Here is a 20644-nt window from a genome sequence, read left to right as displayed (position 1 = left end):
GGCAACCACCCGCCCCCGACCCCGGAGCACCCTCATGCATGACGACCGCGACCTGGTCGAAGCCCGCCTCAAGCGCGTCCTCGACGAGCGCATCCGTCCCGCCCTCTACCCCGAGTCCGTCCCGCTGGACGTCGCGGTCTGGAACGCGCCCGGCGAGCCCGTCCCCGTCGAGGAGGGGCTCGCGGCCGAACCCGAGCCCATCGAGGTCGGCGCCCGCTGGGGCGCGCCCTGGGGCACTAGCTGGTTCCGCGTCACCGGCACCGTGCCGAAGGAGTGGGCCGGCAGGACCGTCGAGGCCGTCCTCGACCTCGGCTTCGACGAGAACATGCCCGGCTTCCAGTGCGAGGGCCTGGTCTACCGGCCCGACGGCACCCCGGTGAAGGGCCTCAACCCGCGCAACCAGTGGGTGCGGATCGGCGCCCCCGTCGAGGGCGGCGAGGAGGTCCGCCTGCACGTCGAGGCCGCCTCCAACCCCGTCATCCTCGACTACCACCCCTTCCTGCCCACCCGGCTCGGTGACAAGGACACCGCCGGCAGCGAACCGCAGTACACCCTCGCCCGCATGGACCTGGCCGTCTTCGACGAGACGGTGTGGAACCTGGTGCTCGACCTGGAGGTGCTGGGCGAGCTGATGGCCGAGCTGCCCGTGGAGTCGCCGCGCCGCTGGGAGATCCTGCGCGCGGTCGACCGGGCCCTGGACGCCGTCGACCTCCAGGACGTCAACGGCTCGGCGCAGGAGGCCCGTTCCCGCCTCACCGACGTGCTGGCCGCCCCCGCCGTCCCCTCCGCGCACCGCATCAGCGCCGTCGGGCACGCGCACATCGACTCGGCCTGGCTGTGGCCGCTGCGCGAAACCGTGCGCAAGGTGGCCCGCACCACCTCCAACATGACCGCCCTCCTGGAGGACGAGCCGGACTTCGTCTTCGCCATGTCCCAGGCCCAGCAGTGGGCGTGGGTGCGCGACCACCGGCCCGAGGTGTGGGCGCGGGTCAAGAAGGCCGTGGCCGAGGGGCGGTTCGTGCCGGCCGGCGGCATGTGGGTGGAGTCGGACACCAACATGCCCGGCTCCGAGGCGATGGCCCGCCAGTTCGTGCACGGCAAGCGGTTCTTCCTCGACGAGTTCGGCGTCGAGAACGACGAGGCGTGGCTGCCCGACACCTTCGGCTTCGCCGCGGGTCTGCCGCAGATCATCAAGGCGGCCGGTGCCAAGTACCTGCTGACGCAGAAGATCTCCTGGTCCCAGACGAACAAGTTCCCGCACCACACCTTCCGCTGGGAGGGCATCGACGGAACCCGGATCTTCACCCACTTCCCGCCCGTCGACACCTACAACTGCTCCATGAAGGGCGCCGAGATCGCCCACGCGGCGAAGAACTTCAAGGACAAGGGTGTCGCCCGGCACTCCCTGGCACCCACCGGCTGGGGCGACGGCGGCGGCGGCACCACCCGCGAGATGGTCGCCAAGGCCGCCCGGCTGCGGAACCTCGAAGGCTCGGCCACCGTCGAGTGGGAGACCCCGCACGCCTTCTTCGAGAAGGCCGAGGCCGAGAATCCCGAACCGCCCGTCTGGGTCGGCGAGCTGTACCTCGAACTCCACCGCGCCACCCTCACCAGCCAGGCCAAGACCAAGCAGGGCAACCGCCGCAGCGAGCACCTGCTGCGCGAGGCCGAGCTGTGGGCGGCGACGGCCGCCGTGCGCGCCGGGTTCCCCTACCCGTACGACGACCTGGACCGCATCTGGAAGACGGTCCTGCTGCACCAGTTCCACGACATCCTGCCCGGGTCGTCCATCGCCTGGGTGCACCGCGAGGCCCGCGCCACCTACGACCGCGTCGCCGCCGAGCTGAACGCCGTCATCGACGCCGCCCAGCGCGCCCTGGCCGGTGCGGGCGACACCCCGCTGGTCTTCAACTCGGCCCCGCACGCACGGGCCGGTGTCCCGGCGGGCGCCGCGGCGTCCCCCGCCGCGCCGGCCCGGACCGGCCTGACCCCCCGCCCCGGCGGCGGTCACGTCCTCGACAACGGTCTGCTGCGCGTCGAGATCGACGACCGGGGCCTGGTCGTCTCGGCGTACGACATCGCCGCCGACCGGGAGACCATCGCGCCGGGCGGGGCGGGCAACCTGCTCCAGCTCCACCCCGACTTCCCCAACATGTGGGACGCCTGGGACGTGGACGCCTTCTACCGCCACACGGTCACCGACCTCACCGACGCCGACGAGGTCACCCCCGGCGACGACGGCGCCTCGGTACGCGTCGTCCGCTCCTTCGGCTCCTCCCGCGTCACCCAGGTCCTGACGCTGGACCCGGGGGAGCGGCGGCTGGAGGTGGACACCGAGGTCGACTGGCACGAGACGGAGAAGTTCCTCAAGCTCGCCTTCCCGCTCGACGTGCACGCCGAACGGTACGCGTCGGAGACCCAGTTCGGGCACTTCCACCGGCCCACCCACACCAACACCAGTTGGGAGGCGGCCAAGTTCGAGGCCTGCAACCACCGGTTCGTGCACGTGGAGGAGCCCGGCTGGGGCGTCGCCGTCGTCAACGACTCGACTTACGGCCACGACGTCACCCGCACCGTCCGCACCGACGGCGACGGCGGTACCAGCACCACCGTGCGGGTCTCCCTGCTGCGCGCCCCGCGCTTCCCCGACCCGGAGACCGACCAGGGCGTGCACCGGTTCCGGCACGCGCTGGTGCCCGGCGCGGGCATCGGCGACGCCGTGCGCGAGGGCTGGCGGATCAACCTGCCCGAGCGGCACCTCACGGGCGGCGCCGGGGAGGTCGCGCCGCTCGTCACGGTCGACCGGGACGCGGTGGTCGTCACCGCCGTCAAGCTCGCCGACGACGGCAGCGGCGACGTCGTGGTCCGCTTCCACGAGGCCCACGGCGGCCGGGTGAAGGCCACCCTGACCGCCGGTTTCCCGGTCGCCGGGGTCGAGGCCACCGACCTGCTGGAGCGTCCCCTGACCGGTGAGGAGCACACGGTGGAGGCCGACGGCGACCGGATCGCCGTACGGCTGCGCCCGTTCCAGATGGCGACCCTGCGGCTGAAGCGCGGTTGACGGCCAGGGCCGCCGTCGCGGGACGGTGTGGTCGTCGTGGTCGCCGTGGTCGGCTGCGGTGGCCGACGACCGCACGTCCCGCGAGGGTCCCGCGCTCCCACTGCGTCGCCGGGCCGCGGGCCCGGCGACTCGGATTGCCGACCGGGTGACGATCCCGGACAGTGGAAGGGAGACCGACGGGCGGCACCCGCCGTGGGGTGAAGTCCCGCGTGGACGAGGTCTGCTCACGGCCCCGCCGTCGGTTCGCGAGGCCGTGAACGGCGCCCGGCGCGCCCTGCACGTAGACGGACACGGCCCGGCCCGCGCGTCGCGGAGTCCGCGCCGTACGCGGGCGAGTCTCCTGCGTCGGCCGCCCGGCCGCCCCTCGCCCGAACCCCCGCAGAAAGGACCCGATCATGCCGGTGTGCACCACCCGCGACGGAACCGACATCTTCTACAAGGACTGGGGCGAGGGCCGCCCGGTCGTGTTCATCCACGGCTGGCCGCTCAACGGAGACGCCTGGCAGGACCAGCTCAAGGCCGTGGCGGACGCGGGCTTCCGCGGCATCGCCCACGACCGCCGCGGCCACGGCCGCTCCACGCCGGTGTGGGACGGCTACGACTTCGACACCTTCGCCGACGACCTGAACGACCTGCTCACCCACCTCGACCTCACCGACGTGACGCTGGTCGCGCACTCCATGGGCGGCGGCGAACTCGCGCGCTACATCGGCCGGCACGGCACGGGGCGAGTGCGGTCGGCGGTGCTCCTGTCCGCGGTGCCGCCGATCATGGCGAAGTCCGGCGACAACCCCGAAGGCGTGCCGGACGAGGTGTTCGAGCAGATCAAGAAGGGCATCGTCGAGGAGCGCTCGCAGTTCTGGAAGGACACGGCGGAGGGCTTCTTCTCCGCGAACCGGTCCGGCAACAAGGTGACGCAGGGCAACAAGGACGCCTTCTGGTACATGGCGATGGCACAGACCATCGAGGGCGGCGTGCGCTGTGTGGACGCCTTCGCCTACACGGACTTCACCGACGACCTGAAGAAGTTCGACGTTCCCACCCTCGTCGTCCACGGGGACGACGACCAGGTCGTCCCCATCGACGCCACCGGCCGCAAGTCCGCCGAGATCATCGCCGACGCCGAACTCAAGGTGTACGAGGGCGGCTCCCACGGCATCGCCATGGTCCCCGGCGACAAGGAGCGCTTCAACCGGGACCTGATCGAGTTCCTGCGCCGCTGACCGGCCCGCCCGGCAGAGCAGTGCGTCCGGTGCTCCCGTGCGGAGCGCCGGACGCACGCCGTCCGGTCCCGCTCCGCGGTCCGGCGCGCCGTCGGGAGGCGGCGCCTCAGTCTCCGTCCTCGACGCGGGAGAGCCAGGTCGTCAGCAGGGCTTCGAGCGTCTTGGCCTCGTCGGGCGACAGCAGGTCCAGCAGGCGGCGTTCGTTGCGCATGTGGTCCGCGAAGGCCTCGTCGATCAGGGCACGGCCGGCCCCGGTGAGGGCGACGATCCGTCCGCGCTGGTCGCCGTCCGACCGCCGGCGGGTGACGAGCCCGGCCCGCTCCAGGCGGTCGATCCGCTTCGTCATCGCGCCGGTGGTGACCATGGTGTGCGCGGCGAGCGCGCCCGGCGCCCGTTCGTAGGGCTCACCGGCGCGTCGCAGCGCGCACAGGACGTCGAACTCGCCCTCGCCGAGGCCGTAGTGGTCGTAGACGCGGCACAGCTCGTCGGTGAGCCGGGCGGCCAGACGGTGCAGCCGGCCGATCACGCCCTGCGGGGAGACGTCGACGTCGGGCAGCTCCCGACGCCAGTCGGCCTGGATGCGGGCTACGTGGTCAAGCGGCTGCCGGTCGTCCATGCGGCCAGTATATCTTCCACGGAAGGTATATTGCCTTCCATGGAAGCCAATATGCGGTGGGCGGCGCTGACGGCGGTGGCGCCGGTGGCCTGGGGGACCAACTACTTCGTCACCCGTGAGTTCCTCCCCGCCGACCGTCCCCTCTACGGGGCCGCCTGCCGGGCGCTGCCCGCCGGCCTCGTCCTGCTGGCCCTGTGCCGACGGCGGCCGCGCGGCGCGTGGTGGTGGAAGTCAGGCGTGCTGGGCCTGCTCAACGTGAGCGTGTTCTTCGTCCTCGTCTACGTGGCCTCCCAGGCGCTGCCCACGAGTCTCGCCTCGACCGTCATGGCGGTGTCCCCGCTGGCGATGATGCTCACGGCCTGGTTCCTGGTGTCCGAACGGCCCCGGGCCGGGCACCTGGCCGGTGCCGGAGTCGGACTCGCCGGGGTCTGCCTCATGCTGCTCACCGGCGGGGAGGAGGTGAGCGTGGCGGGGGTGGCCGCCTCGGCCGCCGCCATGCTCACCTCGTCCTTCGGCTACATCCTGGCCGGACGGTGGAGCGGCGGCGTCGACGTGCTCGCCTCGACCGCCTGGCAGCTCCTGGCGGGCGGTCTGCTGCTCCTCCCGGCGGCGGTGGTCGTCGAGGGCCGGCCCCCGGCACTGTCCGCACCGGCGCTCCTCGGGTTCGCCTACGTCGCGCTCGTCGCCACGGCACTCGCCTTCACCTGCTGGTTCGCCGGTCTCAGAAGGCTGCCGGCGGGGACCGTGGGGCTGCTCGGGCTGCTCAACCCCGTGACGGGCGTCCTTCTGGGTACGGTGATCGCCGCCGAGTCGCTGACCCCGCAGCAACTGGCCGGACTCGCCCTGGTGCTGGCCGGAGTGGTGCTCGGCCGGCCGGCCCGCGCGGCACGGCGCGGCGGGCGGGTGCCGGCCCCTCGCGCCGACGGCGACGGGTCCGGGCGGCAGACGCCCTCCCGGCGCATCCGGCGGTGAGCGCACGGTGGGGAGGCCGTCCGTGGGCGAGGTGCGTCGCGTCGTCCGGCGCCGTGGCCACTGCCGCGCCGTCCGGGTCCGCCGACGGGCCTCGGCCACGGCGCCCGCACGAGTCCCCGCTCCGTCACCGAACCGCTCCGATCCTTCCTCACCGCTCCCCGCACGCCCGCAGGCCCACCGGAACGGGCGGCGGGGATGGCGACTGCCCGAGCCGTTCTTCGCGGAAGCCCTCGCCGTGGCCCACGCGCCTGCGGCGAAGGCGGTCTCGGGTCCGAAGCCCTCGCCATGACCGTCGCCCGCCCGCTCAGCCCCGCCGGGAGGCCCCCGTCAGCCGGGTCGGCGGCAGGTACTCGCGCACGTACGTCCGCTCCCAGCAAGCGCCCGTCTCCCGCAGCTCCCGCCAGGTCGTGTACCGGTAGCGGAACAGCCGGGCGCGCACGAAGCGGGGCGGCGCGTCGGGCGGGAACGGGGAGCGGCGCAGCAGTCGCAGCGTGGCGCGGTCGTTCTCCAGCAGCCGCTCCACGAAGGTGCCGAACCACGGTCCGGCGTAGGAGGGCGACAGCGCGGCGAACCACATCAGCCAGTCCAGCCGCAGGTGGTACGGCGCGAACTGGCGCGGCCAGCGGCGCGGGTCACCGGGTTTGCCCTTGAACTCGTAGGCCCGCCAGTCCCCGTCCTCGCGTGCCACCTCGTCGGAGGTGCCCTCGACCACCACCTCGTGGCGGACCCGGCTGACCGAGCCGAAGGCGCCGTAGGTGTTCACGAGGTGGAGGGAGTCGAAGGAGCGGTTCATCACCTGGCGGCGGGAGACCATGTTGCGCACCGGCCGGTGGCTCAGGAGGACCAGCAGCGCGGCCACCGCCAGGACCACGGCCTCGTACCAGAGCGGCGGGCCGGCCACGGACGGGTGGTCCGCCGGGAAGCGGACCACCGACAGGGCCAGCACGACGGTGATCCAGTTGAGCCAGGAGAAGTTGCCCGAGAGCACCAGCCAGAGCTGGGTCGCGATCATGAGCGCCGCGGCGGCCGTGGACACGGGGTGCGGGGCGAACAGGAGGAACGGCACGATCAACTGGGTGACGTGGTTCGCGGCGACCTCGACGCGGTGCAGCGGCCGGGGCAGGTGGTGGAAGAACCAGCTCAGCGGGCCCGGCATCGGCTGGGTCTCGTGGTGGTGGTCCAGGCAGGTCAGCTTCCGCCAGCACTCGTCGCCCCGCATCTTGATCAGCCCCGCCCCGAACTCCACCCGGAACAGCAGCCAGCGCAGCAGGAACAGCACCACGACCGGCGGGGCCACCTCCTCGTTGCCCAGGAACACGGCGACGAAGCCGGTCTCCAGCAGCAGCGACTCCCAGCCGAACGCGTACCAGGTCTGTCCGACGTTGACGATCGAGAGGTACAGCACCCACGGCACCAGCCACAACAGCATCGCGCCCCACAGCGGCAGCAGCGAGTCGGCGCCCGCCGCCAGCGCCGCCGACACCGCGCAGCCCGCCCAGGCGCAGCCCGCGAAGAACCGGTCCGAGTAGCGCCACTGGAACAGGCTCGGTGCCCGCCGGAACGGCACCCGTTCGACGAAGCGGGGCACCGGCGTCAGACCGCGCTCGCCGAGCAGCGCCCGGAACTGCAGGACCGCCGTCAGGAACGCGACCAGGTACACGACGGCCAGGGCCCGCTGGAAGACCAGCCGGCTCAGCCAGTAGTCGGGTGCGGTGAACCACTCCACGGCCGCGCTCCTCTCGTACCCGCTCCGTGTACCCGCACCGGAGTGCCGTTCCTCCCTGTGCGCTGTCCGGTGGACCAGGACTCGAAGATTCCGACAAATCCTGGCAAGGTGGGGTCCATGTCTGATCGGGGAGCGAGCGCCCCGTCACTCCCGGACGACTGGCCCGCCCACCCGGACCCGATCCTGGCGCTCAACCGCATGGGCAGCTTCGACTGGGACCTGGACGCCGGTCTGTTCCACATGGACGCCCAGGCCCACGAGGTGTTCGACCTGCGTCCGGAGGAGTACGACGGACGCCCCGAGTCGCTGTCGCTGCGGGTGCCCACGGCGGAGAGCCGCCGCATCGACACCATCGTCGCCCGGGCCATGAAGGACGGCAGCGAGAACTACGGCACCTACTTCCGGCTGCGCCGCCGCGACGGCACCCTGCGCTGGACGCACACCCAGGGCTACATCCGGCGCGACGAGACCGGCCGCCCCCACCGGATCATCGGCGTCGTCCGCGACGCCACCCAGGAGATCGCGGACATCGCGGACAACCGCGAGCAGGACGCACTGGACGAGGCCCGCCGGCGGCTCACCAACGTCGTCCAGCTCGCCACGGCCGCCCTCGCGCACGCCCGCACCGTGGACGACGTCATCGACGTGCTGCGCGACACCCACGGGCTCACCCGGCTGGGCGCCACCAGCCTGGTGATGGGGCTGGTCGAGGCCGGCCGCATCCGGCTGGTCGCCGACGGCCCCGAGAACAGCTTCGTCCCCGGCACCCGGATCACCCGGATCGACGAGCCCTACCCGATGAGCGAGGCCGTACGGACGCTCAGCCCCCGCTTCATCGAGTCGCCGGAGGAGTTCGCCGAGCGCTACCCCGGGCTGTGGGAGAGCATCACCCACCTCGACATCACCTCGGCCGCCTACCTGCCGCTGATCGCCCAGGCCCGCCCGATCGGCGCCATCGGGCTGCTCTACAGCGACCGGTACGGCTTCTCCCCGGAGGACCGCAACGTCCTGGTCGCGCTCGGCAGCGGCATCGCGCAGAGCCTGCAGCGGGCCATGCTGTACGAGCAGGAGATGGACCTCGCCGAGGGCCTCCAGCAGGCCATGCTGCCGCGCACCATCCCCACCGTGCCCGGTTGCGACGTCGCCGTCCGCTACCGCGCGGCCTCCATCGGCGGCGGCCTCGCCCGGGACATCGGCGGCGACTGGTACGACCTGATCCCGCTGCCCGGCGGCCGCGTCGGCGCCGTCATCGGCGACGTCCAGGGCCACGACACGCACGCCGCGGCCGTCATGGGCCAGCTCCGCATCGTGCTGCGCGCCTACGCCGCCGAGGGCCACCCGCCGGCCACCGTGATGGCACGGGCCTCCGTCTTCCTGCACGAGCTGGACACCGACCGCTTCGCGACCTGCCTGTACGCCGAGGCCGACCTGGGCACCGGAGTGGTCCAGGTGGTCCGCGCCGGGCACATCGACCCGCTGCTGCGCTCCGGCGACGGGAGCTGCCGGCTCGTCCGCGTCGAGGGCGGGCTGCCGCTCGGCCTGTCCGCCGAGTTCGGGCGGCTCGCCTACCCGGTCGCCACCCTGGAGCTGGACCCGGGCAGCACCCTGCTGCTGTGCACCGACGGCCTGGTCGAGCAGCCCGGCGCCGACCTCGACGAGGGCATGGAGGTGCTCACGGCGCTGATCGGGTCCGGGCCGAAGGACGTGCGGGACCTGGCCGACCGGCTCATCGAGGTGGCCGACGAGCGCCGGGGCGACGACGACGTCGCCCTGCTCCTGCTGCGCCGCCACGGCCCGGGCGCCCCCAGGACCTTCGGCCGGGTCCAGCAGCACGTCTCGCCGGGAGACCCGGAGGGGCTCACCGAGGCCCGGCACATGATCCGCGCCGCGGTCCGCTCCTGGGGGGCCAGGGGCCAGAGCGACGAGATCGAGCTGGTCGCCGACGAGCTGATGACCAACGCCCTCATGCACACCGAGGGCTCCGCCGTCGTGACCCTGCGGCTGCTCACCGGGACGGACCGGCGGCTGCGGGTCGAGGTCGAGGACTCCTCCAGCGCCCTGCCGCGGCGCCGTGAGGCCGGGGACGACGGGGTCTCCGGGCGGGGCCTGCTCCTGGTCGACGCGCTCGCCGACCAGTGGGGCGTGGAGTCGCGCGGCGGCGGCAAGGTCGTGTGGGCGGAGTTCGTGGTGGCGCACGGCGCGGGCTGACCCCGCCGGCCCCGCCGCCCGGTGGCACTCTGGACGTATGCCAGAACTGCCCGAGGTCGAGGCGCTCCGCGACTTCCTGACCGAGCACCTCACCGGCCGCGAGATCGTCCGGGTGCTGCCCGTGGCGATCAGTGTCCTGAAGACGTACGACCCCCCGCTCACGGCGCTGGAGGGCCACCGGGTGGCCGCCGTGCACCGCCACGGCAAGTTCCTCGACGTCGAGACCGCCGGCGGCCCGCACCTGGTGACCCATCTGGCCCGGGCCGGCTGGCTGCACTGGAAGGACAGCCTGCCCAGCGGCATGCCCCGGCCGGGCAAGGGGCCACTGGCGCTGCGGGTCGCCCTGGAGACCGGCGCGGGCTTCGACCTGACCGAGGCCGGCACGCAGAAGCGGCTCGCGGTGTACGTCGTGTCCGACCCGCAGGAGGTGCCCGGCGTGGCCCGGCTCGGTCCGGACCCGCTGGCCGACGGTTTCGACGAGGCGCGCCTGGCCGCGCTCCTCGGCGGTGAGCGGCGGCAGCTCAAGGGCGCCCTGCGCGACCAGAGCCTGATCGCGGGTGTGGGAAACGCGTACAGCGACGAGATCCTGCACGCCGCGAAGATGTCCCCGTTCAAACTGGCCGCCTCCCTCACCGACGAGGAGACCGCGCGCCTGTACACGGCCCTGCGCGACACGCTCACCCAGGCGGTGGAACGCTCCCGGGGCCTCGCCGCCGGGAAGCTGAAGGCCGAGAAGAAGAGCGGGCTGCGGGTCCACGGGCGCACCGGGGAGCCCTGTCCGGTGTGCGGCGACACCGTCCGCGAGGTCTCCTTCAGCGACTCCTCGCTCCAGTACTGCCCGACCTGCCAGACCGGCGGCAAGCCGCTGGCGGACCGCAGGATGTCCCGCCTGCTGAAGTGAGCGACGGGCCCGCGCTCACCCGGCCGGCAGCGTCACCAGGCGTCCGCCGTCGGCCGTCCGCACCTCGTAGCGGTCGATCTCGTCCGGGTGCAGGGCGGCCCCGCCGCGCACGGTGTGCGCCCGGCCCCCGTGCCCCGGGACCCTCCAGTTGGTGACGGTCTGCTCGGAGCCGTCGCGGCCGACGGCCACGAGCCGGCACGAGCGCGGGCCCGTCCCGTCCCGGACCTCGAGCCGTACGCCCGTGCCCCAGGTCTCGTCCTCGGCCGTGACCCGCGCCCACACCCCGGACCGGGCGTCGGTCGCGGTGAGCGGCGCCGTCCGGTGGCCCAGGGTCGAGTACAGCACGGCGCCGGGCCCGGCCACGGCGCACACCACGACGGCGGCCACGGCGTACAGCACCCGCCTGCGGCCGGAACGGTGACGCGTGGCCACCTCGGTCAGCAGCCGGTCGAGCAGGCGCGGTCCCGGCCTGGTCAGGGGGTGGACGCCGCGCGGAGTGGCCTTGCGGTACAGCATCAACTGGCGGGTGGCGGGGCCGAACTCGGTCACCTGGACGGCGCATCGCGGGCACTCCATGAGGTGGTCCTCGAAGCGGAACGCCTCCGCCTCCTCCAGCACACCCAGCGCGTAGGCGCCGACGTCGCCATGCCTTTCCAGGGACCTCATGCCGAATCCTCGTACCGTTGGGTGCGGGTGGGGTTACTCCATGCTCCCACCCGTACGCGCCCGACCGCCGAATCATTCAAGCCGCGATCGAATCGCAACCAAGGCGTCGGGGAAGCGGTCCGGCCCCCGCGGGGAGGGCGGCGGGCCCTCCAGGGCGGTCGGTGGGACGGCTAGAACAGGTGGATGGCGAGGTGCCCGAGCGGCAGTCCGAGCTGCCAGGCCGGCGTCCACACCTTCGGTCCCTCGTCCTCGCCGGTCACCGCCGCGCCGCCGGGGACGGCGTTCAGGTCGGGGGCGAGCAGCTCGGTGTCCTGCAGCCAGTGCCAGGCCGCCCGGGCCAGCTCCAGGTCCGGCGAGTGGCGTCCGGCAGCCGCCGCGTCGGCCGTGACCTCGGCCAGCCGCCCGTGCACCCACTCGTGCCACGGCTGGTCGTAGGCCGTCAGGGACAGCCAGGTCTCCAGGTTCGTGACGACGCGGATGCCGCTCAGTTCGCCGTCCGTGTCGGACAGGAAGACGGTGAGCGCCAGCGCGTCGCGTCCGGCGCGGAACTCGAAGGACGTCGGCGGCATCAGGTCGCCGGTCCGCAGCAGCTCGTCGGCGATGTACTCGGCGTACAACCACGCCATGGGAACGCTCAGTTCGCCCCCGCCGGCGCCGTCCGTGCTCTCGTGACCTCTGTGCAGCATCCCTTCCTGCCTTCCTCCGGTGCGTGCGCGTCGCCCGACCGGGTCGTGGACCCCCGTCCGGAACACGGATGAGGACAGCCGACTGCCCAACCGGGGTCCCGGGCAAGGCGCTTTACGGAGGCTTGACCAAAGGACCGGTTTCACCGCAGGTCGGCGGCGTATCCCGGTAGCACCCTGCGCATGGCGCGCAGCGCGTAGTAGGCGCGCGACTTCACGGTACCGGGTGGGATGCCGAGGGCCGCCGCGGCTTCCGCCACACTCGCCCCCTGGAAATACACCAGCACCAGGACTTCACGGTGCTCGGGAGTGAGTGTCTTCACAGCCTCGCGCACGTCCAGGGCGGCGGCGGCCCGTTCGGCGTGGTCCCCGCAGACCCGCGCGTTCTCCAGCACGGCGTCGCCGACCTCCGCGGGGCGGGCCTGGCGGGCCCGGCGCGCGTCGATCGCGAGCCGCCGGGCCACGGTGAGCAGCCAGGGCCGTACGGAGTCGAAGTCGTCGGCACGCAGGGCCTCGGGGTGCTGCCAGGCGCGCACCAGGGTCTCCTGCACGAGGTCCTCGGCGCGTTGCCGGTCGCCGTCGCTCAGCCGCAGCAGCAGTGCGAAGAGCGGCCGGCCGTGCTCGCGCTGCAGTGCGGCGAGCTCGTGCTCGGCGGTCGTCGTGCCGTTCGCTGTGTCCGTGAGGGTGATTCCGGCCGTCATGGCCGTATGGCACCGCAGGGGGCCGGACGGGGACAGGGTACGCGCACGGGTGTGCGGCGGACGGTCGATCGCGTCGACGAACGGTTCGACGAACGGTCGGCGCGCGGTCGGCGGGGTGGCGTCCACCTCGCCCGAGCGCACCGGACGGGCTAATGGGCGTGTCGAAACCGCCGGTGACGCACCGTCACTCTTTACCTGTTCATACGTAAATGTGACTTTTCATCGGTGTGTGCGACCCAGCGGAGTGAACGCATGATCACACGCAGTCGGCAGGTGGCCCTGGCCCTGACCGCTCTCCTCACCGCGGGCGCGGCCTGCCAGGCCCGCGACCACGAACCGCCGAAACCCCCGGCGCCCGCCCCGCCCGCCGCGGCCGAGGGCTCCTTCACCCTGGTCGCCTCGGGGGACGTGCTCCCGCACGACTCGATCATCGAGCGGGCCCGCTACGACGCGGGCGGCACCGGCTACGACTTCGGCCCCATGCTCGCCGGGGCCCGGCCCGTCGTCTCGGCGGCCGACCTGGCCCTGTGCCACATGGAGACCATCTACGGCGCGAACGGCGACTACAGCGGCTACCCGCTCTTCAAGTCCCCGCCCGAGGTGGCGAAGGCGCTGGCCGCGACCGGCTACGACGGCTGCTCCACCGCCTCCAACCACAGCGCGGACGACGGGGCGGACGGCATCCGCCGCACCCTGGACGCGCTCGACCGCGCCGGTGTACGGCACGCCGGGACCGCGCGCACCGAGGGCGAGGCGGACACCGCGACGGTCCTGCGCGCGGGCCGGGCCCAGGTGGCCCATCTCGCCTACACCCTCCACACCAACGGTCACCCCCTCCCCGGCGGGCAGCCCTGGGCGGTGAACCTGATCGACGAGGGGCGCGTCGTCGAGGACGCCCGGGCCGCGCGGCAGGCCGGCGCCGACGTCGTCGTCGTGTCGCTGCACTGGGGCACCGAGTGGCAGGACGCCCCCGACCGGGACCAGGTGGCCCTCGCCCGGAGCCTGACCGCCTCCCGCACCGGCGACCGCCCCGACATCGACCTGATCCTCGGTACCCACGCCCACGTCCCGCAGGCCTACGAGAAGGTCAACGGCACCTGGGTGATCTACGGCATGGGGGACCAGATCGCGGGCGAGATGGTCAACGACGAGGGGGCCCGCGACCCGCGCGGCAACCAGTCGGCCATCGGCCGCTTCACCTTCGCCCCGCCCGACCGGGCCGGTGAGCGCTGGAAGGTGACCAAGGCCGAGTTCCTCCCGCAGGTGTTCGACGTCGACGCCGGCCGCGTGGTGAACCTCAACCGGGCCATCGGCGAAGGAGCCGAGCTGCGGGGCGTGCGCGACCGCATCCGCGACGTCGTGCTCAGCCGGGGCGCCGCCGGAGACGGGCTGGTGATGGGCCAGTAGGTCAGGCGTCCGCGTGCCCAGGCCGCCCCGGGGCCGGCAGGGTCCCGCCGGGCTTCCCGCGACACCCTCTCAACGCCGCGCCAGTTCCGACTTCCGGTACGAGTACCCGAAGTAGATCACCAGACCGACCACGAACCACACGGCGAACCGCACCCAGGTCTGCCACTGCAGGAAGGTGATCAGCCAGATCGAGAAGACGATGCCCAGCGCCGGCACGAACGGCATCCACGGGGTGCGGAAGGTGCGCGGCAGGTCCGGCTGCCGGTAGCGCAGCACGATCACCGCCGCGCACACCACCACGAACGCCAGCAGGATGCCGATGTTGGTCAGCTCCGCCGCCTCGCCGATCGGCAGGAACCCGGCGATCACGGCGGAGGCGACCCCGACGATCCAGGTGACCCGGGTCGGCACGTGCCGCGTCGGGTGCGTCTTCGCGAACCACTTGGGCAGCAGGCCGTCGCGCGACATGGAGAACCACACACGGGTGACGCCCAGCATGAACGTGAACATCACCGTGAGGATGCCGATGATGGCGCCCACCGCGATGATGTCGGCCAGCGAACCGAGTCCCACCGACTTGAACGCCGTCGAGAAGCCGCTCTCCGGGTCGATCTCCTTGTAGTTCTGCATGCCGGTCAGCACCAGGCAGGCCCCGACGTACAGCACCATCGAGATGACCAGCGAGTAGATGATCGCCTTCGGCATGTGCCGCTGGGCGTCCTTCGACTCCTCGGCCGCCGTCGACATGGCGTCGTAGCCGAAGACCGCGAAGAACACCGTCGCCGCACCGGTGAACGCCCCGCCGACCCCGAACGGGAAGAACGGGTGGTAGTTCGAGGTCTTCACGTGGAAGACGCCGACCCCGATCACCAGCAGCACCACCAGCACCTTCAGCACCACCACGAACATCTCGAAGCGGGCGGCGTTCCTGATGCCCAGCGTCAGCAGATACGCGATCAGCAGGCACAGCAGGGCCGCGAACAGGTCGACCCGGTGACCGTCACCGGTGCCCGGCGCGCCCAGCATCCAGTTCGGCAGGTCGGCACCCATCTCGCCGACCAGGAAGCTGAAGTAGCCCGAGATGCCGATCGCGACCACCGCCACGATCGCCGTGTACTCCAGGAGCAGGTCCCAGCCGATGAACCACCCCACCAGCTCGCCCAGCACCGCGTAGCCGTAGGTGTAGGCGGAGCCCGCCTTGGGGATCAGCCCGGCGAACTCGGCGTACGACAGGGCCGCCGCCGCACTCGCGACACCGGCGATGAGGAAGGAGACGAGGACCGCCGGCCCCGCCGTGCCGTTGGCGACCGTGCCGGCCAGCGTGAAGATGCCGGCTCCGATGATGCCGCCCACGCCGATCGCGGTGAGCTGCCACAGTCCCAGCGAGCGGACCAGGCCGCCGCCGCTCTCCGTCTCCTCGATGTGCTCGATGGGTTTGCGGCGGAGAACACCCTCGCCCATACGGAACCCGGCCATGCACCACACCTCTTCGTGATCGGCAAACGGCTGACGGTGGATCATGATGACTCACCCGTGCCCGCCATGGAAGCCACGATGCACAACGGACCCGGGACCCGCACGATCCGCGAGGGGCGGGAACCCGGTACCCGCTGCGGCACCGGCGAACCCGGCGTCCGCTACGGCACCACCGTCACCGGCCAGCGCCCCGACTTCACCAGCCGCACCGCCACCGAGCCGACGAACCGGTGGCCGGCCTGCTCGGAGGCCCCCACGACGACCGCGTCCGCCTTCAGCTCGTCGGCCGTCTGCACCAGCCCGCTGTAGGGGTCGCCGCGGAAGGTGTGGAACTCCCAGCGGACGTCGAATATCCCCTTCACCCGCTCGGTCGCCTCCCGGATCTGCGCCACCAGCTCCTCGGCGATCTCGTCGGTCGTCTCCGCCACCGACGCCCCGAGCGTCGCACCCCCGGCCAGCACCGGCTGCACGTACACCACCGCGAGGAGGGCGCCCTGCCTCCTGGCCAGCCCCCCGGCGTAGGCGGCGGCCCGCAGCGAGGAGTCGGAGCCGTCCACGCCGGCGACGATGACCTTCGGCCCGTCGGTGCCGCGTTCGAACTGATGGGAGTGCTGTTCCGTCACGCGGCGAGGCTATCGGAGTCCCCCGCGGTCTTGAGCCGGGTGGGTGGTTCCATGCCGCCGCACCGGTGTTGCTCAGGTGCGGCGCGTCCTCGCCGGGCGACTGATGAGTCATGGAGAAGGATCAGTTGCTCACCCGCCGCACCCTGCTCACCGGCGCCGCGGCCCTGGGCGCGGCCGGCGCCGGCGGCGCCCTCGCCCTGGGCCTGGGAAACGGCCCGGCCCGGCCGCCCGCCCCCGCCCCCGGACCCCCGCAGCGCAGCCCGCTCAAGCCCTCCGCCTACCGCCTCCAGCCCCTGACCGGATACGGGGCACCACGTGCCGCCCCGCGGCAGCCCCCCGTGCGCAGCGAACCGATCCTGCGCATGACGGGCCGGGGCCGCACCATGCTGCTCACCTTCGACGACGGCCCCCACCCCGAGTACACCCCCGAGATCCTGGACACCCTCGCGAAGTACGAGGTGCACGCGACGTTCTTCGTGTGCGGGGAGATGGCCGACTACAACCGCGACCTGCTCGCCCGGATGTACGACGAGGGGCACGTCGTCGGCAACCACACCTGGTCCCACCCGCTGCTGACCAAGCTCACCCGGCGCCGCATCCGCTCCGAGATGGAGCGCACCAGCGAGGTCGTCGAGAAGGCCTACGGCGAGCCGCCCCGCTGGTTCCGGGCCCCCTACGGAGCCTGGAACCGCGCCACCTTCCAGCTCGGGGCGGAACTCGGCATGGAGCCGCTCGCCTGGACCGTGGACACCCTCGACTGGACGACACCCGGCACCGGGACCATCGTCGACCGGGTCGAGGAAGGCGCGGCCCCCGGCGTCGTGGTGCTCTCGCACGACGCCGGGGGCAACCGTTCGCAGAGTGTCCGCGCCCTGCGGCGCTACCTGCCCCAACTGCTCGACTCCGGGTACCACCTCACGGTTCCCCGCCGGCGCCTGATCTGACCTCCGCCGCGCCCGCCGGGCCGGGGCATGCTCAGCGGACCCCGGCCAGGCGGGCGAAGGCGACGACGTTCCCGTCGTAGCCGTTCTGCTTGGTGAAGCCGCCGCCGCAGGTGATGACCCGCAGCTCCGGGGTGCCCTTCGAGCCGTAGACCCGGTCGCCCGGGAAGTTGTCCTTCTCGAACACCTCGATGCCGTAGATCTCGAAGACCGCGGTCTTTCCGTCCTGGCGGTGGACCTCCACCTTGTTCCCCTTCTTCAGGGCGCCGAGCCCGTAGAAGACCGCGGGGCCCTGCTGGTTGTCGACGTGGCCGACCACGACCGCGGTGCCCTTCTCACCCGGGGAGACCGCGCCGGTGAACCAGCCGGCCAGGTTCGGGTCCTCGGGCGGGGGCGCGTCGACCCAGCCGTCCGCGTCCAGACCGACGCCCATGACCGGCGCGTCGACCTGGATGGCGGGGATGGAGACCCGGTCGGGCACCGAGTACGGCAGCGGGGCGGCGCCCGGGGCGGTGTCGCCCGCGGCCGCGCGGGTGTCCGGGGCGGCGGCGGCCGACGCCGGCTGGGGCGGGCCCACGTCGAACTCCCCCGAGCCGTTGCGGATGAGCGCGAGACCGGTCAGCAGAACAAGCGCTATCACGCCCCAGGGAGCGCGCTTCCTCCGCCGCTCCTCCTCTTCGGCCAACTCGGAGTCGTACATTCGCCTTCCCCTCTCGGTCCGGCCGTCGCCGGACCATCCGCGCATACGAGCACGCTAAGCGGCGTGCGGGGGACCGGCGACGGGGCGGCGGCGAACGGGTGGTGGCCGCCCCCTTCCGTGCGCCATCCGGGAGGCGGGCGGCGGAGTTTTCCTGACGGTGCGTGACCTGCGGCGATATCCACTGGCGCGGTGTGTGCCCCGGCACCCCTCTCACCAGGACGGACCATTCCCGAAATGCGGCTGCGCGCAGGTCAACTGAGGGTCTTTCTGGGAGGCGCTTTCTCGCCGATCGACCGGGGACGGGACCCGGGGCGTCTTCCGCGGAGGATCACATGCGCAACACTCGTGCCCTCGCGGCAGCCGGCGCCGCGGTCGCTGTCCTCGGTCTGGCCGCCCCCGCGGCCACCGCCGGAGGGGACCACAACCAGCCGAGCAACATCGTCGCCCTGCCCAGCGTGATCGCCCGCGGCGGGCAGATGACCGTCACGGTCGACGGCTGCCCCCAGGGCGGCACGATGACCTCGGACGCCTTCCGGACCACCCACCTGACGCCGGTCAGGGGAGCCAACGAGACGTCCAGGGGCACCGCCACCATCAAGGAGGACGCCCGGCCGGGCTCGTACGACATCACCGTCAACTGCTCGGGCCGGCGGCTGACCCGGCCCGCGGCCTTCACCGTCATCGGCGGTGTCCGCGGCGGCCTCGGCGGCAGCAGCTCCAGCGGGGCGACCTCGACCGACATCGCCATCGGCGGCGGGCTCGTCGCCGCGGCCGTCGCAGGCGGCGGACTGTTCTGGATGCGCCGCCGGTCCGAGCGGCGGATCTGACCGCACGGCGCAGAACGAGAACAGCGCTTCGCCCCGGATCCGGTGGGGGATCCGGGGCGAAGCGCTGCGCGCACCGCCGGCGGCTCAGGCGCTGTCCGCGCCGGAACGGCGGCGCGAGAGGTGGTAGGCCGTGCCCACCGCCCCCGCGACGAGGGCCGCGCCCAGACCGATCTGCTTGAGGTCGAACCCGGCGACGGTGCCGCCCTCCCCGGCGTGCACGCCCTTGGACTGCCAGGGCCCGTCGGACGGGTGGTGCGAACCGCCGCCGGCGATGGTCAGCTGCGCGGTGCCGGTCTTGTCCCGGCAGGCGAACGTCACCTGGTAGACCGCCCCGCGCCGGGCGTCCCGGTCGACCCGGGCCGTCGCGGACGACTCGTCCCGGGGGATGGTGACCGTGTCGAACACCGGCGAGGTGACCGTGACCCGCCCGTGGCAGCCGGCCGCGGTGCGGCCCACCGCCACCGTGACCTCGCCGCCCGGCGCCACGGTGGCGGGGGAGACGGTGAAGCCGAACGTGTTCGAGCCCACGGCGCCGGCCGGTACACAGGCGGACAGTGCGGCGGCGCCCAGCAGTGCGACCGAGGCGACGGGTATCGCGCGCATGGTGAATCCTCCGGGTCCCGAGGAGCAGCGGCGGACCTGTTCCGCTCGCGCCAGGAATGCACCTCGATGCCCGAAACGCTAGGAAGCCGTGCACGTCACCGCGATCGCAGTCGCGCGAATGGGGCAAGCGTGTGGGCCGCTCAGGGGACGGTGACGGCGCGTCGGCCGTCACCGTCCCCGGCGGCGTGGCAGTGCTCCCGGTCAGTCCCCGGCGCCCGGGAAGAGGCTCAGGAACGGCTCGGTCGACGCCGAGACGCCCCTGCTGAAGGGTGCGTCGAAGTCCCAGATCAGGAAGAGCAGGAAGGCGATCAGCGCGGAGAACAGCCCTGCGAGGACCAGCTCGCGCGGCGTGCGCCGGATCTGCAGGGCGAAGACCATCCCGATGGTGATCACGGCCCCCGCGATGAGTCCGAACCACACCACTCCCGGCATCGTCGCCCCGGTCGACTGCGCCCGGGAGTTGCGGGCCTGGTCCACGACGGTCACCTGGTCGACGAGGGGCTGGTACGCCTGCGCCTCGAAGTCCGACTTCGGTTCGTAGTCGGTGACGTCCGCGCGGACCCGGTCGAGCAGCTCGGTGCCGCGCTCCGTCACCTCGCCGTGCTCGGCCATGGCCTTCCACTCGGTGGTGACGACGTGTCCGACATAGGCGTTGACATCCTCCCGGATGCGGTCGCGGACCTCGGGCGGATAGACCCGGGCCCGCTCCGAGATCTCGTGCAGCGCGACGGCCTCCGTCTGCACGTCGGCCTCGGCGGCGCTGCGCGCCTCCCAGACCCCGGCGATGGCCAGGCCGAGGACGATGGCGTACACGACGCCGATCCACATCGTCATGTACTCGATGACGTCCGGGGTCTCGGTGATGTCCTCGTCGTCGGACGCCGTGCGGTGGCGCAGGAGGGTGACGACGACCACCACGACACAGGCGGCCAGCATCGCGAGGGTGAGAACAAGCCATTCCGGCAAGAGGAGCCTCCAGGAATCAGCGCGCACGGAGCGCGGCGACGGCGACCACCGCGGGCACCGTGATGAGCAGGACGAAGACGAGCGGCGACGTGGCCCCGCGGGTGGACCGCTGCGGCGGCCGGGCGGCGCGATGGCGCGGATAGTGCACGGGGCTCAGCGACGGGCTGGGCGTGGGCGTCGGCGCGACCGACGCAGTGGGCGCGGGCGCCTCGGGCCGGACCGGCACAGGGGTGGGCCTGGGCGTGGGGACCGGAGCCGGTGCGGGCCGGGGCGGCGCCGGGCGTGGCGCCGGGGGCGGCGGTTCGGGCTTCGGCGCCGGGGGTGCGGGCGGCGGAGGCTTCGGC

19 protein-coding genes are annotated in these 20644 nt (G+C 72.9%); 8 read left to right on the top strand and 11 right to left on the bottom strand.

Annotated features, from left to right (window positions below; genetic code table 11):
• Nucleotides 1–34: 34 nt before the first annotated feature.
• On the top strand, nt 35–3061 hold the full coding sequence (locus tag IG88_RS0136140; RefSeq protein WP_031050600.1) for an alpha-mannosidase: 3027 nt from the start codon (nt 35–37) through the stop codon (nt 3059–3061).
• A 395-nt stretch (nt 3062–3456) separates the two neighbouring features.
• Complete coding sequence (locus tag IG88_RS0136135; protein ID WP_031050598.1) at nt 3457–4284, top strand: alpha/beta fold hydrolase; 828 nt, start codon at nt 3457–3459, stop codon at nt 4282–4284.
• A 106-nt stretch (nt 4285–4390) separates the two neighbouring features.
• On the opposite strand, the gene IG88_RS0136130 is transcribed toward IG88_RS0136135, so the two are convergent.
• Entirely contained in the window at nt 4391–4900 is a 510-nt protein-coding gene (locus IG88_RS0136130) for a MarR family winged helix-turn-helix transcriptional regulator (RefSeq protein ID WP_031050595.1), read from the bottom strand.
• A gap of 39 nt (nt 4901–4939) precedes the next feature.
• Here IG88_RS0136130 and IG88_RS0136125 point away from each other — a divergent pair, with 39 nt between their 5' ends.
• On the top strand, nt 4940–5872 hold the full coding sequence (locus IG88_RS0136125) for a DMT family transporter (RefSeq protein ID WP_234332456.1): 933 nt from the start codon (nt 4940–4942) through the stop codon (nt 5870–5872).
• Nucleotides 5873–6176: 304 nt separating this feature from the next.
• Here IG88_RS0136125 and IG88_RS0136120 read toward each other — a convergent pair whose 3' ends face one another.
• Nucleotides 6177–7598 (bottom strand): lipase maturation factor family protein, encoded by a 1422-nt coding sequence (locus tag IG88_RS0136120; protein ID WP_031050589.1) that lies wholly within the window; start codon nt 7596–7598, stop codon nt 6177–6179.
• Nucleotides 7599–7715: 117 nt separating this feature from the next.
• Here IG88_RS0136120 and IG88_RS0136115 point away from each other — a divergent pair, with 117 nt between their 5' ends.
• Both IG88_RS0136115 and IG88_RS0136110 read left to right on the top strand, forming a co-directional pair.
• Nucleotides 7716–9806: a SpoIIE family protein phosphatase gene (locus IG88_RS0136115; RefSeq protein WP_031050586.1), complete on the top strand. Its 2091-nt coding sequence runs from the start codon at nt 7716–7718 to the stop codon at nt 9804–9806.
• 37 nt (nt 9807–9843) lie between these two features.
• Nucleotides 9844–10707 (top strand): Fpg/Nei family DNA glycosylase, encoded by an 864-nt coding sequence (locus IG88_RS0136110; protein WP_031050583.1) that lies wholly within the window; start codon nt 9844–9846, stop codon nt 10705–10707.
• A 15-nt stretch (nt 10708–10722) separates the two neighbouring features.
• Here IG88_RS0136110 and IG88_RS0136105 read toward each other — a convergent pair whose 3' ends face one another.
• The 3 genes from IG88_RS0136105 to IG88_RS0136095 all read right to left on the bottom strand — a co-directional run bounded on the left by IG88_RS0136105 (nt 10723) and on the right by IG88_RS0136095 (nt 12757).
• Nucleotides 10723–11373 carry a zf-HC2 domain-containing protein gene (locus IG88_RS0136105; RefSeq protein ID WP_031050582.1) on the bottom strand — a complete coding sequence of 217 codons (651 nt, stop codon included), beginning with the start codon at nt 11371–11373 and terminating at the stop codon, nt 10723–10725.
• 170 nt (nt 11374–11543) lie between these two features.
• On the bottom strand, nt 11544–12059 hold the full coding sequence (locus IG88_RS0136100) for a hypothetical protein (RefSeq protein ID WP_031050581.1): 516 nt from the start codon (nt 12057–12059) through the stop codon (nt 11544–11546).
• Nucleotides 12060–12199: 140 nt separating this feature from the next.
• Nucleotides 12200–12757 carry a sigma-70 family RNA polymerase sigma factor gene (locus IG88_RS0136095; RefSeq protein ID WP_031050579.1) on the bottom strand — a complete coding sequence of 186 codons (558 nt, stop codon included), beginning with the start codon at nt 12755–12757 and terminating at the stop codon, nt 12200–12202.
• Nucleotides 12758–13009: 252 nt separating this feature from the next.
• On the opposite strand from IG88_RS0136095, the gene IG88_RS0136090 reads away from it, so the two are divergent.
• Nucleotides 13010–14164: a CapA family protein gene (locus tag IG88_RS0136090; protein ID WP_031050577.1), complete on the top strand. Its 1155-nt coding sequence runs from the start codon at nt 13010–13012 to the stop codon at nt 14162–14164.
• A 69-nt stretch (nt 14165–14233) separates the two neighbouring features.
• Here the strand turns inward: IG88_RS0136090 and IG88_RS0136085 are convergent, their stop codons facing one another.
• Nucleotides 14234–15640 (bottom strand): amino acid permease, encoded by a 1407-nt coding sequence (locus IG88_RS0136085; protein WP_031050575.1) that lies wholly within the window; start codon nt 15638–15640, stop codon nt 14234–14236.
• Between the two features lie 161 nt (nt 15641–15801).
• Complete coding sequence (locus tag IG88_RS0136080) at nt 15802–16263, bottom strand: universal stress protein (RefSeq protein ID WP_031050573.1); 462 nt, start codon at nt 16261–16263, stop codon at nt 15802–15804.
• Between the two features lie 110 nt (nt 16264–16373).
• Between IG88_RS0136080 and IG88_RS0136075 the strand changes: the two genes are divergently transcribed.
• Complete coding sequence (locus tag IG88_RS0136075) at nt 16374–17207, top strand: polysaccharide deacetylase family protein (RefSeq protein WP_031050571.1); 834 nt, start codon at nt 16374–16376, stop codon at nt 17205–17207.
• A 31-nt stretch (nt 17208–17238) separates the two neighbouring features.
• Here IG88_RS0136075 and IG88_RS0136070 read toward each other — a convergent pair whose 3' ends face one another.
• Nucleotides 17239–17904, bottom strand: a complete 666-nt coding sequence (locus IG88_RS0136070; RefSeq protein ID WP_031050569.1) for a class F sortase — start codon at nt 17902–17904, stop codon at nt 17239–17241.
• A 332-nt stretch (nt 17905–18236) separates the two neighbouring features.
• Between IG88_RS0136070 and IG88_RS0136065 the strand changes: the two genes are divergently transcribed.
• Nucleotides 18237–18731 carry a hypothetical protein gene (locus IG88_RS0136065; protein ID WP_030404722.1) on the top strand — a complete coding sequence of 165 codons (495 nt, stop codon included), beginning with the start codon at nt 18237–18239 and terminating at the stop codon, nt 18729–18731.
• An 84-nt stretch (nt 18732–18815) separates the two neighbouring features.
• Here the strand turns inward: IG88_RS0136065 and IG88_RS0136060 are convergent, their stop codons facing one another.
• The 3 genes from IG88_RS0136060 to IG88_RS45025 form a co-directional block, all read right to left on the bottom strand.
• On the bottom strand, nt 18816–19334 hold the full coding sequence (locus IG88_RS0136060; RefSeq protein ID WP_031050567.1) for a hypothetical protein: 519 nt from the start codon (nt 19332–19334) through the stop codon (nt 18816–18818).
• 201 nt (nt 19335–19535) lie between these two features.
• A complete protein-coding gene (locus IG88_RS0136055; RefSeq protein ID WP_107452414.1) occupies nt 19536–20300 on the bottom strand; it encodes a DUF4239 domain-containing protein in 765 nt (254 codons plus the stop codon).
• Between the two features lie 16 nt (nt 20301–20316).
• Nucleotides 20317–20448, bottom strand: a complete 132-nt coding sequence (locus IG88_RS45025) for a hypothetical protein (RefSeq protein ID WP_037837440.1) — start codon at nt 20446–20448, stop codon at nt 20317–20319.
• Nucleotides 20449–20644 lie beyond the last annotated feature (196 nt).

The sequence above is a fragment of the Streptomyces sp. NRRL F-5650 genome (assembly GCF_000721365.1).
Classification (GTDB): Bacteria; Actinomycetota; Actinomycetes; order Streptomycetales; family Streptomycetaceae; genus Streptomyces; species Streptomyces ardesiacus.
This window is presented reverse-complemented; position numbering and strand designations above follow the sequence as displayed.